The 13,270-nt window shown below is 68.5% G+C and carries 10 protein-coding genes; all 10 read right to left on the minus strand.

What is annotated here, in order from left to right; all coding sequences use genetic code 11:
• Positions 1–21 precede the first annotated feature (21 nt).
• The 10 genes from ispH to ACZ6Z4_RS14190 all read right to left on the minus strand — a co-directional run bounded on the left by ispH (position 22) and on the right by ACZ6Z4_RS14190 (position 13,251).
• A complete protein-coding gene (ispH, locus tag ACZ6Z4_RS14145; protein WP_465562658.1) occupies positions 22–1,095 on the minus strand; it encodes a 4-hydroxy-3-methylbut-2-enyl diphosphate reductase in 1,074 nt (357 codons plus the stop codon).
• Positions 1,096–1,108: 13 nt separating this feature from the next.
• On the minus strand, positions 1,109–2,182 hold the full coding sequence (locus tag ACZ6Z4_RS14150) for a family 2 encapsulin nanocompartment cargo protein polyprenyl transferase (RefSeq protein WP_465562660.1): 1,074 nt from the start codon (positions 2,180–2,182) through the stop codon (positions 1,109–1,111).
• A gap of 10 nt (positions 2,183–2,192) precedes the next feature.
• Positions 2,193–3,584 (minus strand): family 2B encapsulin nanocompartment shell protein, encoded by a 1,392-nt coding sequence (locus ACZ6Z4_RS14155; RefSeq protein ID WP_465562662.1) that lies wholly within the window; start codon positions 3,582–3,584, stop codon positions 2,193–2,195.
• Positions 3,581–5,935, minus strand: coding sequence for a terpene synthase family protein (locus tag ACZ6Z4_RS14160; protein ID WP_465562664.1), 2,355 nt, complete (start codon positions 5,933–5,935; stop codon positions 3,581–3,583). The genes ACZ6Z4_RS14155 and ACZ6Z4_RS14160 overlap by 4 nt, the downstream gene beginning before the upstream one ends.
• A 6-nt stretch (positions 5,936–5,941) precedes the next feature.
• A complete protein-coding gene (locus ACZ6Z4_RS14165) occupies positions 5,942–7,357 on the minus strand; it encodes a family 2B encapsulin nanocompartment shell protein (RefSeq protein WP_465562666.1) in 1,416 nt (471 codons plus the stop codon).
• A gap of 391 nt (positions 7,358–7,748) precedes the next feature.
• Entirely contained in the window at positions 7,749–8,636 is an 888-nt protein-coding gene (locus ACZ6Z4_RS14170; protein WP_465562668.1) for an ABC transporter ATP-binding protein, read from the minus strand.
• Positions 8,633–9,451 (minus strand): ABC transporter ATP-binding protein, encoded by an 819-nt coding sequence (locus ACZ6Z4_RS14175; protein WP_465562670.1) that lies wholly within the window; start codon positions 9,449–9,451, stop codon positions 8,633–8,635. Before ACZ6Z4_RS14175 ends, ACZ6Z4_RS14170 begins: the two co-directional genes overlap by 4 nt.
• Positions 9,444–10,319 (minus strand): ABC transporter permease, encoded by an 876-nt coding sequence (locus ACZ6Z4_RS14180; protein WP_465562672.1) that lies wholly within the window; start codon positions 10,317–10,319, stop codon positions 9,444–9,446. The genes ACZ6Z4_RS14175 and ACZ6Z4_RS14180 overlap by 8 nt, the downstream gene beginning before the upstream one ends.
• A gap of 5 nt (positions 10,320–10,324) precedes the next feature.
• Entirely contained in the window at positions 10,325–11,419 is a 1,095-nt protein-coding gene (locus ACZ6Z4_RS14185) for an ABC transporter permease (protein ID WP_465562674.1), read from the minus strand.
• The gene (locus tag ACZ6Z4_RS14190) at positions 11,416–13,251 is read right to left on the minus strand and encodes an ABC transporter substrate-binding protein (RefSeq protein WP_465562676.1); all 1,836 of its coding nucleotides are present in this window, start codon (positions 13,249–13,251) and stop codon (positions 11,416–11,418) included. The genes ACZ6Z4_RS14185 and ACZ6Z4_RS14190 overlap by 4 nt, the downstream gene beginning before the upstream one ends.
• Positions 13,252–13,270 lie beyond the last annotated feature (19 nt).

Below are 13,270 nucleotides of genomic sequence, written 5' to 3' on the forward strand. Positions count from 1 at the left end.
CCGGCGCCCCGTGTACCGCCGTCACGGGTTCCTCACCGCCACCGGCAGCGTGAAGTGGATGGTCTCCTGGGCGACTTCCCGCTCCACCACCTCCACCGGACCGCGCTCACGCAGCGCCTCGATCACGCCCTCGACCAGCCGCGGCGGCGCGGACGCCCCCGCGGTCAGACCGATCACCCGGACGCCGTCCAGCCACTCCTCGCGCACCCCCGACGCGTCGTCGATCAGGTACGCCGGAGTGCCCCGGCGCTCGGCGAGCTCGACCAGGCGCACCGAGTTCGACGAGTTCACCGAGCCGACCACGAGAACGAGATCGGCTTCCTCGGAGAGCGCTCCCAGCGCCTCTTGCCGGTTCGTCGTCGCGTAGCAGATATCGGCGGAATCCGGTCCCCGGAGCCCTTTGAACTTGTTGCGCAGGGCATCGAGGATCGCGCTGGTCTCGTCGACGGCGAGCGTGGTCTGGGTCAGGTACGAGACCCGCGTCGGGTCCTCGACCTCCAGCGCGGCCACGTCCTCGACACTCTCCACGAGAACGGTCTGGGCGAGCGCCTCACCCATCGTGCCCTCGACCTCCTCATGGCCGGCGTGCCCGATCAGGACGACGGTGTCGCCGCGGGCGGCGTACCGGCGGGCCTCGGCGTGCACCTTGGTCACCAGCGGGCAGGTCGCGTCGACCACGTCCAGCCCCCTCCGCTCCCCCTCGGTCCGGACGGCGGGAGCGACGCCGTGCGCGGAGAACACGACGATCGCGCCGTCCGGGACCTCGTCGAGCTCGTCGACGAAGACCGCTCCCCGGCTCTCCAGGTCGGCCACCACGTGCTTGTTGTGAACGATCTGCTTGCGCACGTAGACCGGCGGCCGGCGCTGGTCGAGCAGCAGTTCGACGATCTCGATCGCCCGCTCCACCCCCGCACAGAACGAGCGCGGCGACGCGAGCAGGACAGTGCGCGCGATCGCGGCCGGCGGTTCACCTGTCAAACCGCTCGGATCGGCATCCTTGGTGGCGTGCCGGGCCGCGAGCCGCGCGTCGGCATCCACGCCCGCCACTGGCTCGCCGCCGGCGGCGCGGCGCAGATCCTCGGTACTTTTCGGCATAGCTCCCCCCAACTCATCGGTCCCGGCGGGTCGCCAATCGCGCCAGCCGCTCCAGGTCGTCCGCCGGCCGCCCGGTTGCCGCGGACCGCAGTTCCCCCAGGGCCGCGGTCAGCAGGGCGTCGGCCTGGGCCTGGCTCTGAGAGCGCGATCCGGCTTGCTCGATCAGGTCCGCCGCGCGGATCAGCTCGGCGTCGGACAGGTCCTGCGACCCGCCGTACAGGCTGCTCAGGGCCTGGCCGGCCTCGGTGCCCGAGCTGAGCGCGGCGACCACGGGTAACGACTTCTTCCGCCGCCGCAGGTCGGAGTGCACCGGCTTGCCCGTCACCCGGGGGTCGCCCCAGATCCCGAGCAGGTCGTCGACGTACTGGTACGCCAGCCCGAGGTCCTCGCCGAACAGCCGCAGGTGATCGACCTGGTCGGGCCGCCCGCCACCCAGCAACGCGCCGAGCGCCGTCGAGCAACCGAGCAGCGCGCCGGTCTTCAGCTGGGCCATCCGGATGCACTCGGAGAGCGCGACCTCGGTTCTGGTCTCGAAGTGCGCGTCGGCCAGCTGACCCTCGACCAGCTCCTGCACCGCCTGCCCGAGGATCTTCGCCGCCTCGTCGGCGGCATGGTGGCCGCTGGCAACCAGTACGTCGAACGCCAGGCTGAGCAGCGCGTCACCGGCCAGGATCGCCGGACCGAGCCCGAAGACCGTCCACGCCGTCGGCCGGTGCCGGCGGGTGGTGTCGCAGTCCATCACGTCGTCGTGCAGCAGCGAGAAGTTGTGCACCAGCTCGACCGCGACAGCGGCCGGTACGCCGGCCGCCGCCGTACCGCCGACGGCCTGCGAAGCCAGCAGCGCGAGCGCCGGGCGCAGCGCCTTGCCGCCGTCCGCGCGGGTCGGCGTACCGTCCTCGTCCTCCCAGCCGAAGTGGTAGTTCGTGATCCGCTGCGTGGCCAGCGGCATCCTTCCGACCGCTTCGCGCAGCGCCGGCTCGACCTGGTCCCGCGACCAGGCCAGCAGCTGCTGGGCCGGGATCTCCGTGCTCTGCACCCGCTGGACCGGTGGGTCCGTGGAGGGTCCGGTCTGTTCGACTGTCGTCATCGCGCGCTCCTCATCCGCCGAGTTCGACGTGCTCGAGGACGCCGAGGGCGTCCGGGACCAGCACCGCGGCGGAGTAGTAGGTACTGACCAGGTACGACGTGACGGCCTTCTCGTCGATCCCCATGAACCGGGCGTTCAGCCCCGGCTCGACCTCGTCCGGGATCCCGGTCTGGCGCAGCCCGATCACGCCCTCGTCCTCGAGCCCGGTCCGCATCACCAGCACCGAGGTGGTGTTGTCGGAGTGGATCGGGATCTTGTTGCAGGGCAGGATCGGGACGCCGCGCCAGGACTGGACGCGGTGGCCCTCGACGAGCTGGCTCTCCGGGTAGACGCCGGCCTTGGTGCACTCGCGGCCGAACGCGGCGATCGCCCGCGGGTGCGCGATCAGCGCGCGCGGCTTGCGCCGCCGGGTCAGCAGCTCGTCGAAGTCGTCCGGCGTCGGCGGACCACTGCGCGGGTAGAGGCACTGCTTGAAGTCCACGTTGTGCAGCAGCCCGAAGTCGCGGTTGTTGATCAGCTCGTGCTCCTGGCGCTCGCGCAGCGCCTCGATGGTCAGCCGGAGCTGCTGCTCGGTCTGGTTCATCGGGTGGTTGTAGAGGTCGGAGACGCGGGTGTGCACCCGCAGGATCGTCTGCGCGACGCTCAGCTCGTACTCGCGCGGCGCCGGGTCGTAGTCCACGAAGGTCCCCGGCAGGTCGTCCTCCAGCGCGTGTCCCGCGGAGAGCGCGATCTCGGCCTCTCCGTTCTTGTTCTGCGGCTGCCGCGGCCGGGACCGGATCTCGTCCAGGTACGCCCGCAGCGTCTCGGAGCGGTTCTTCAGCTCCTCCAGCGACTGCCGGGTGAGCCGCAGCACCGTGCACCGGGTCGTCGTCCGGGCGGTGTACTCCCAGATGCTCTCCGGCGGGTCGAGGAACAGCTGCTCGCCCAGGTAGTCGCCGTCGGCCGCCGTACCCAGGTCGGTGCCATCGCCGTACCGGCCGACGCCGACCTTGCTGATCTTGCCGTGGGCAACCAACAGCACGTCGTCGATCCGGCTTCCGAACTCCGTCAGTGCGTAGCCCGGCTCGTACTCCTCCAACCCGAAGCGGTTCGCCAGCTCCTGCAGGAGATCCGCGTCGTCGAGCTCACGCAGCGGCGGGAGCTCGGTCAGCTCCTGCGGGATCACCCGTACGTCGGCGCCGGCGACGGAGAAGCTCAGCCGGCCGTCGCCGACCGCGAAGCTGGTCCGGCGGTTCACCCGGTACGCGCCGCCCTTGGTCTCCACCCAGGGCAGCACCCGGAGCAGCCATCGCGGCGAGATGCCCTGCATCTGCGGGACGGACTTGGTCGTGCTGGCCAGCTGCCGCGCCGCCGCGGTACCCAGGCTGAGCTGCGGCTTGGTCTCGGTCTCGGATGTCGTCACAGTGCACCCTCCAGTCGCTTCTCACTCGCCGGGCGCGGGATCCGCACCGCCGACGTCCCCAGCCCGGGTGTGCCGCCCAGCAGCTTCCGGGGGATGTGCAGTTGCTCGGCTTCGTCGTACCGGCCGCAGCCCTGGTGCCAGACGAGAATCCCGGACATCCAGTTCTGCAGCTCCTCGGCGTACCCGGTGAGCACCCGGCGGGCGTCGTCGTCGAGGTCGTAGTCGTCGAACAGCACCGGCAGGTCGACCGCGACCAGCTGCTCGAACTGCTTCATCCGGGCCTCCATCAGCGCGGCCACGGTCGCGAACGCGGTCGGCAGGTCGCAGTCCAGGAAGTTCCGGACCACCAGGACGCCGTTGTGCAGCTCGCCCTCGTACTGGGTCTCCTTGCGGTACGAGAACACGTCGTTCAGCAGGCAGGCGTAGTCGGCGGCCGCGTTCTCCAGGGCCCGGATCGGCCGGGTCCGGTAGATCCGCGGCGGGACTGTCCGGCCGTGCCCGATCCGGCACAGGCTCATCGTCAGGTCCGACCCGAAGGTGCGCCGGCGCATCTCCAGGTAGTCGACCGGGTCGGGGATCCGGTGCTGGGTCTGGTTCGCCAGCTCCCACAGCCAGCTGTCGGTCATCGAGTCGATCCCGGCCTTGAACGCCGTCCGCGCCTCCGGGGTCATCGGCCCGGCGGTCCGCGTCCAGAGATCCGAGAGAGCGCGTTCCAGCCCGTTCGCGGGCGAGATCGCGCTCTGCAGGTCCAGCGGCATCAGCGCGGACAGCCGCTGGTTCTGCGCCTTCGCACCGGCGAGATCGTGCGTTCGGCCGAAGACGACCGGGTAGTAGTCGTCGGCGTACGTTCCCCAGGCCAGCCACTGGGTGGAGATGTCGAGCGCGTCCGGCTCGGCGTCGGGATGGATGCCGGAGGCACACAACGCGAGGTCCGCGATCTCCAGCAGGTGCCGGTCCCAGACCAGCCCGTCGGTGATCCCGATCCGCTCGCCCCACTCCAGGACGTTGGCGCGGGCCCGGCCGAGGTGCGGGCTGAGCTTCGCGTCGTACGGCATGTAGAGCTCGGGCAGCTCGTACGGCTCCGCCATTTCGTACGGGCGGTGCGTGTGACTGCGGACCCGGTACGGCGCTGACGAGACCATCGACTGCAGGATCCGGACCGCCGACGTCCCGAGCCCCTTCGGGCCGTCCAAGAACGCGCTCGGCCCGAGCGTCGCCGCCTGACCGCCGTCGTTCATGTACCGGCTCGACCGCAGGTGCCACTCGTGCCCGCCAGACTGCCAGTCCTGCAGGCCTTTCACGTACGCCAGGACGTCGAGCCGGCCCTGCGGACCGACACCGTGCTCCTCCAGCAACGGCGGCACCTCGGTGAGCGCCGTGTTCTCGAACTGGTGCAGCCGTGAGGTGAGGATGTCGTTCACCAGATCGGCCGCGCGCTGCGGAGAGCATCCGAGAAAGCGCTCCACGACGAGCACGCCGTTGTTCAGCTCGCCCTCGGTCTCCACCTCGCGCTGGTAGGAGAACAGGTCGTTGCGCAAGTGCACCGCGTCGGAGAACGTGTCGCTGAGCACCTTCATCGGCCGCAGGTGCGCGACCTCGTCCGGGACCTCGGCCTGGACGGCGTACTCGACCAGGTTCGCCGACCACGGCGCACCGCCGACCTTGCGGCGCATCTCGACGTACTCGATCGGATTCGCCAGCCGGCCGGCGGTGATGTTCGACAGCTCCCACAGCGACTCGGCCAGCAGCGCCTCGGTGGTGTCGACGAACCGGCGCCGCCAGCCCGCCGACATCGACGGGATCGTCCGGTTCCAGAGATCGGCGAGACCGCGCTCCACCGGGTTCTCCGGCGTCTCCGTGATCGGGCCCTCGACCGGCATGAACGCGTTCAGCCGGTCCAGGTACGCCTTCGCGCCGGCGGTGTCCTGGGTCTTCTTGTACAGCTCCAGGAAGTGGTCGTCGAAGTAGAAGACCCACACGTACCAGTCGGTGACCAGGTCGAGCGCGGCGGCGCTCGCGTCCGGGTGCGTGTACGCGCAGAGCAGGGCGTAGTCATGGGACTCGAAGTCGTGCAGGTCCCAGATCGCCTTGCCGTCCTGGGGTACGTCGATCATGTCGAACGCGTAGGCCCAGGCGCGGCTGTGCTCGCGGGCCTGCTCCAGGTGCGGGTTGAGCCGCGCCGGGTACGGGACGTAGAAGTCGGGAAGCTGGTACGGCTGTTTGCTCCCGGCCCTCGCGACCGGCGTACTGGTGTGTTGGCCCGGTGGTGGGCCGCCCGGCTCGTCTGTCGCGTCCCGCCCGACGTGGGAGACGAGCCGGGCGGCGGCTCCCGGTGGTTTCGGCGCTCTCATCCGGTACTAGCCCTCGCGGCCGATCTCGACACCCTCGAGGATGCCGAGCGCGTCCGGCACCAGGACGGCGGCCGAGTAGTAGGCGCTGACCAGGTAGTTGATGATCGCCTTCTCGTTGATGTTCATGAAGCGCACGGACAGCCCCGGCTCGTACTCGTCGGGCAGACCGGTCTGCTGCAGGCCGACGACGCCCTGGCTGTCCTCCCCCGTGCGCATCAGCATGATCGAGCTGGTCCGGGTCTCGCTGACGCCGATCTTGTTGCACGGGAAGATCGGGACGCCGCGCCAGGCCGGGACTCGGTGGCCGCCGAAGTCGACGCTGTCCGGGTAGATCCCGGCCTTGGTGCACTCACGACCGAACGCCGCGATCGACCGCGGGTGCGCGAGGAAGAAGGCCGGCTCCTTCCAGACCATGCCGAGCAGCTCGTCCATGTCGCCCGGCGTCGGCGGACCGCTCCGGGTCGGGATCCGCATGCTCAGGTCCGCGTTGTGCAGCAGGCCGAAGTCGCGGTTGTTCACCATCTCGTGCTCCTGGCGCTCGCGCAGCGCCTCGATGGTCAGCCGCAACTGCTGCTCGGTCTGGTCCATCGGGTGGTTGTAGAGATCGGCGACCCGGCTGTGCACCCGCAGCACGGTCTGCGCGACGCTCAGCTCGTACTCGCGCGGCGTCGTCTCGTAGTCGACGTACGTACCGGGCAGGTCGGCTTCACCCTCGTGACCGGCAGAGAGCGCGATCTCGGCCTCTCCGTACTCGTCGGACTCCGGCTGGGGGTTGGCCCGGAACGCCTCGATGTGCGCGCGCAGGCTGTCCGAACGGCCGACCAGGTCCTCGAAGGAGTCCTGCGACAGCGTCAGCAACGTGCACGGCGTGATCGCCTTGACGGTGTACTCCCAGTAGTCCTCGGACTCCAGGATCGCCCGGTAGGTGAAGTGGTCGCCGTCGGCCAGCGTCTCCAGCACCGACTCGTCGCCGTACTTGCCGGCGCCGATCTTGTTCACCTTGCCGTGCGCGATCAGGCAGATCCGGTCCGCGGGCCGGCCGCGCTCGACGATCACGTCACCGGGCTGGAACTCCTGCTGCTCGAAGCGATCGGCCAGCGCGGTCAGCACCTCGACGTCGTCGAAGCTGCGCAGCAACGCCAGCTCGCACAGCTCCTGCGGGATCACCCGGACCTCGGCGCCGCTGGTGGTGAAGGTGACCCGGCCGTCGCCGACGGCGTAGCTGAGCCGGCGGTTCACCCGGTACGCGCCGCCGTTCACCTGCACCCAGGGCAGCATCTTCAGCAGCCACCGCGAGGTGATGCCCTGCATCTGCGGCTCGGACTTGGTCGTGGTCGCCAGGTTCCGCGCGGCGGCGGTCCCGAGGCTGAGTTGCGGTCGCTGCGCTTGGGCGTCGGACGACGCCGGTTCGGTCAGGGTCACGCGGAATGCACCACCATTCGGTTCGGACCGTCCGGTCGCAGCACGCAGCGGCCCGGGGACATCCGGGCAGGCGTCAGCGATCGGACGGACGGCTCTTACTCGGGCAGGCAGAAAAGGCGTTGTGGGCAGGCAGCAGTCAGTGGTTCGACGGCGAATGGTCCAGCCGAGCCCCCGCCCAGGCACCGGCGGCAACACCGGTGCGGGACGGAACTGGCCGGCGGACGACTGCTCGGGGCGCCCAGTTCGCCCCACGCTCGGCCAGTCCGGCTGGATACGAACTCACGGTAACCGAGCCCTCACCTCGCGCGTCAAGAGACGCACAGAGTGACGATCTTGCAAAGCCCTGACGACCCCGAATTAATGGCCGCCGGACCCCGACTCAATACGTCTTTCAGATGATCGGGGTCTCCGGTGCGGCCGCCTTCGGCGTGCCCGCTTCCGCCGTACCGGACAGTTCGTCGACCTCGATCCGGCCGGTCCAGCGCTGGTCGGGGTCGGGTTGTGGAATCGAGTCCAGCAACAGTTGCGTGTACGGGTGCGAGGGTTCGTGCATCACGGTGTCGACCGGGCCTCGTTCAACGATTCGGCCACGGTTGATCACCATCACCTGGCCGCCGAGGTAATAGACGGTCGACAGGTCGTGGGTGATGAACAGCGTCGTCATCCCGTGCTCGCGCTGGAAGTCCAGCAGGATGTCCAGGAACAGCCGGCGGACCTGGGCGTCGAGCATCGACACCGGTTCGTCGGCGATCACGAAGGCGGGCCGGAGCATGTGGATCCTTGCCAGCATCACCCGTTGCCGCTGGCCACCGGAGAGCTGGTGCGGGTACCGGCCGAGAACGCGCTCGGGCTCCAGCTTCACGGCTTCCAGCGACTGCTCGATCAGCTTCAGTCCGTCGGCCTGGGTCTTGGCCAGGCCGAACTTCTTGACTGCCTTCCAGAGCACCCGATCGACGCGGTAGAAGGGGTTGAAGATCGCGTACGGGTCCTGGAAGACCGGCTGCACGTTGCGGCGGTAGTCGTCGTACTCGGCGCGGTCGAGCTTGAAGATGTCCTTGCCGCCGTACTTGACGGTGCCGCTGGTCGGCTTCTGCAGGCCGAGCACGTTACGCGCGATCGTGGACTTGCCGCTGCCGCTCTGGCCGACCAGGCTGACCACCTGCGGCGGTTCCGGGGAGAGCGTGAAGCTCGCGTCCTCGACGGCGGTCAGGTAGCCGCCGGCCGCTCCGCGGGCGTGGAACCGTTGCTGGACGCCACTGAGCTCGATCGTCTTGGTCACGATGCTCTCCTCCCCAGACGCGGGATCGACTCGATCAGCTGCCGGGTGTACTCGTGCTGCGGCCGCTTGTAGACCTGGCGTACGTCGCCGACCTCGACGAGCTTGCCCTCGTACATCACCGCGACCCGGTCGACCAGCTGCGCGTGCACGCCCATGTCGTGCGAGATCACCACGAGCGTGACGCCGAAGTCGCGTTGCAGGTCGACCAGGCTCTGCAGGATCACGCGCTGGATCGTCACGTCGAGCGCGGTGGTCGGCTCGTCGGCGATCACCAGGTCGGGTTCGAGGGCGACGCAGATCGCCATCAGGACGCGCTGCTTCATACCGCCGGACAGCTCGTGCGGGTACATCCGGGCCACCTCGGGCTCCAGCCCGACCTGCCCGAGCAACCGCGTGATCAGCTCGGAGAGCGTGCTCTTGCGTTCCGGCGCGTGCTCCAGGATGACGTCGCGGAACTGGTCGCCGATCCGCATCACCGGATTGAGCGAGCTCATCGATCCCTGCGGCAGGTACGAGAGCGCGCTCCAGCGCAGGACCCGGAGCTCCTCGCCGTCGACCTTCAACAGGTCGACCGGAGAACGCCCGCGGGGACGGAAGATCGCGCTCCCCGCGGTGACCTTGCCCGGTGGTTTCAGCAGCCGGAGCAGCGCGACGGCGAGCGTGCTCTTGCCGCTGCCGGACTCCCCCGCGATCCCGAGGATCTCGCCCCGGCGTACGGCGAGGTCGAGACCGGCGACGGCCTTCACCTCGCCCTTGTTGGTGGAGTAGGCGACCTCCAGACCGGAGATGTCCAGGACGATCTCGTCGTCACTCACCGGCCACTCCTCTCAGCCGCGGGTTGTAGACCTCTTCGAGACCGATGTTGATCATGTTCAGCGCCGCGAACAGCAGCGTCAGCAGCACGATCGGGACCACGAACATCGGCCAGGCGCCGAGCGTCAGCGCGCCGGTGTTGATCGCGTTGAAGATGATCTGACCCAGATCGATGACCCCGCCGGGCCCGAGCCCGATCACCTCCAGGCCGACCAGGCCGAAGATCGCGCCGAGCGCCGACGAGGCGAAGCCGACGCCGATGAACGGCAGCAGGTTGGGCAGCAGCTCGGTGACGATGATCTCGAGGTCCCGGGCCTTGCTGACCCGCGCCAGGTCGACGTACGGGCGGGAACGCAGGCTGAGCACCTGGGACCGGATCGTCTTGGCCGCGAACGGCCAGCTGAAGATCGAGATCATCACGCCGACCTGGAACAGGCTGACGTTCTTCGCGTACGCCGAGAGCGCGATCAGCAGCGGGAAGGTCGGGATCACCAGCAGGATCCCGGTGAACGTGGACAGCACGCCGTCCACCCAGCCGCCCTTGTAACCGGCCACGAACGCGACGATCACCCCGACCACGGTCGAGATCACGCCGGCGATCGCGCCGATCTGCAGCGACACCGAGGTCGCGCTCACCACCATCGCCAATACGTCCCGGCCGAACTGGTCGGTGCCGAGCAGGTGGTCCGGTCCGGGCACCAGCCACTTCTCGTACGCCGCGAACTCGAGCGGGTCGTCACCGTTGCCGATGGCACCGACGATCAGCGGGCTGAAGATCGCCAGCAGCACCATCGCCGCCAGGATCGCCAGCCCGGTCGCCAGCCGGGGGCTGTGCCGGATCGTGTGTCCGGTCGCGGTCAGTAGTCTCATCGCGATCACTTCCAGTACTTGACGCGCGGGTCAAGCAGGGGCAGCAGGAGATCGAGCAGCAGGACGGCGGTCAGCACGGAGAAGATCGCCATGTCGGTGACGCCGAGGATCGTGTTGAAGTCGAGCTGCTGGATCGCGGTCACCAGCGTCGTCCCGAGACCGGGGTAGTTGAACAGCTGCTCGACCAGCACGTTGCCGTTGAAGATGAAGCCCAGGGAGATCCCGAACGCGGTGATCTGCGGCAGGTAGCAGTTGCGCAGCGCGTACCAGGTCAGGATCCGCCACGGCTTGAGGCCCTTCGCCTCGGCGTACACCAGGTAGTCCTCGCCGAGCACCGGAACCATCAGCATCCGGGTGGACAGGATCCAGCTGAACGTCCCGATCAGCACGATCGACATCGCCGGCAGGAACCCGTACTTGAGCACGCTGCCGATGAAGTCCGGGCTGAACCCGGGACTGATCGTCGAGTCGTACGCCGATCGCGCCGGCAGCAGCCCGAGCGTGTAGGCGAACACGTAGACCAGGATCAGCGCGACGAAGAAGAACGGGACGTGCGAGAGCGCGATCGACAGGTTGGTCAGGATCGTGGAGCTGAACTTGCCGCGCCGCCAGCCCGCGACAGCGCCGATGATCACGCCGAACACCCAGCTGAGCACCGCGGCGATCCCGAGCAGACCGATTGTCCAGGGCAACGATCTGAGGATCACGTCCTGGGCCGGCGTCGGGTAGTTGATCAGCGACGGCCCGAGATCGCCGTGCAGGATCAGGTTCTCCATGTACTTCAGGTACTGGCTGAAGATGTTGCCGTCCAGGCCGAACTCGGTCTGGTAGCGCGCGATCACCTCCGCACTGGCCTGCTGGTTGTACACGTAGTTCTGCTGCAGGGTCTGGATCAGCGTCTGGATCGGGTCGCCCGGGATCAGCCGGAAGAAGAAGAACGCGATGGTCAGCGCGCCCCACAGCTCGACCAGGTAGAGCCCGAACCGGCGGATCGCGTACGCCGCCAGCGGGTGCCGCGCCAGCCAGGCCCGGATCCCGCGGGAGGGAGCGCTCTCCGCGCTCTCTCCCACGGCCTCGGCCGGCGGCGCGGTTGCGGTCACGCCGGCCCCTTCTGACCGGTCGCCTTGAGCTTCCCGAGCACGAAGATGAAGTGCGGCCACCAGTTCAGCGGCACCTGGTACAGATCCTCGTCGGTCGGCCACCCGGTCCAGAACGTGGTGTTGAAGTACGACGGGTAACCGGTCTGGATCACCGGCATCAGCGGCAGCTGCTGGAAGTAGATCTCCAGCGCCTGCTCGAGCAGCGGCTTGGCCTCGTCACTCTTCGGGTCGAGCACCGCGAGCTTGGCCGAGACCGCGTCGAGCGCCGGATCCTTCAGGCGCTGCTTGTTCTTGCCGGCGGCGTTCTTGCCGATCGGTTGCGCCTTGTCGCTGGTCCAGTTGGTGTAGAGCTGCTGCGGGTCGAACGCGAAGCCGTCCCAGTTGGAGTCCAGGTCGTACTCGCCGCGCTCGAACTTCTCGCTGTGCACCGGACCACTCAGGCTGCGCAGCGTCGCCGGGACGCCGACCTTCGCGAGATCGGTCTTGACCACGTTCGCGATCGCGTACTCCGGACCGTCGACCGGCGCCGCGGTGATGATCTCGAGGTTGATCTCCTTGCCCTTGTACGTGCGCTTGCCGGCCGCGTTCTTCGGCGCGATCTCGTCCAGCAGCGCGGTCGCCTTGTCCGGGCTGTACTCGAACTTGTACTTCTCGGCCAGCGCGTCGTTCTTCCACGGGTCGTTGCTCGGGTAGTCGGCCCACGGGTAGATCGCGGCCGGCACCTTCACCGGCCAGATCGAGGTGCCGATCTTCTCCCGGTCGATCAGGTAGTTGATCGCCTGCCGCATCTTCGGCTCACCGATCACGCCGCGGGCCGGGTCGCAGTTCGGCCAGATGATCCGCGGGTTCGGGTCGTGGAACTGGGTGGTGACCATCGCCGGGTAGCCGGTGTTGCGCAGCTGCTTGGCGTGCTGCTCGTCGATCGAGCCGACGTCGAACTCGGCCCGCTCGAAGGCCAGCGCCGCCGAGTCCAGCTGCTTGGCCGTGCTCTGGTAGACGATGTACTGCGGCGGCGGGTCGACCTCGTCCTTGGCCCAGTAGTCCGGGTTCTTCTCCCAGACGAACATCCGCTGGCTGCGGATCGTCTGCTTCAGCTTGTACGGGCCGCTGCGGGTCGGCGGGTTCTCCTTGAACTTGGTCGGGTCCTGCCCCTTCCAGACGTGCTCGGGCAGGATCTCCATGTTCGGGCTCGCGATCGCCGCGATGAAGTTGTAGTGCATCCGCGGGCCGGGCTTCTTCAGCTTCATCACCGCGGTGTGCTCGTCCGGTACGTCGACCGACTGCACGAACTCGCCCAGGTCACCGCCGCCACCGAACAGGTCCTTGCGGTCCTTGAGCAGCAGCACGGTGAACTTGAAGTCGTTCGCGGTGAGCGGTTTCCCGTCGCTCCACTTGGCCTTCGGCTCGAAGTTCAGTGTCAGCTCGGTGAAGTCGTCGTTGTACTTGTACTCCTTGCACAGCCACGGTTTCAGCTCGCCGCTGGCCAGGTTCAGGTAGAACATCGCCTCGCGGCAGACCGACTCGAAGCCGGCGCCGGACTGCCAGCCGTTCGGGATCATCGTGTTGAAGCTGTCGAACACGTTGTACTCGACCTGGCCGATCACGACCGTCTGGTCGCGCGGCGTCGGGATGTTCGCCTTGCCGATCTGCACCGACTTGGTGGCGGCAGGTTTGTTGGCGGGCTTGTCGGAGTACGAGCCTCCGCCGCCGGAGCAGGCGGCCAGCAGACCGGACAGTCCGAGCGCCGCACCTCCCCCGACCACGCTGCGCCGGCTCAACTGGTGGCGCACAACGGCTTGGACGTCTTCGAACTGCGGGCGGGGTGCGTTCACGATCGGATCTCCTTCGGTC

The sequence above is a fragment of the Kribbella sp. NPDC104740 genome, assembly GCF_055583505.1.

Coding starts and splice junctions, on each gene's coding strand:
- ispH (WP_465562658.1), bottom strand. CDS start 1,095: ATGCCGAAAAGTACCGAGGATCTGCGCCGCGCCGCCGGCGGCGAGCCA.
- ACZ6Z4_RS14150 (WP_465562660.1), bottom strand. CDS start 2,182: ATGACGACAGTCGAACAGACCGGACCCTCCACGGACCCACCGGTCCAG.
- ACZ6Z4_RS14160 (WP_465562664.1), bottom strand. CDS start 5,935: ATGAGAGCGCCGAAACCACCGGGAGCCGCCGCCCGGCTCGTCTCCCAC.
- ACZ6Z4_RS14180 (WP_465562672.1), bottom strand. CDS start 10,319: ATGAGACTACTGACCGCGACCGGACACACGATCCGGCACAGCCCCCGG.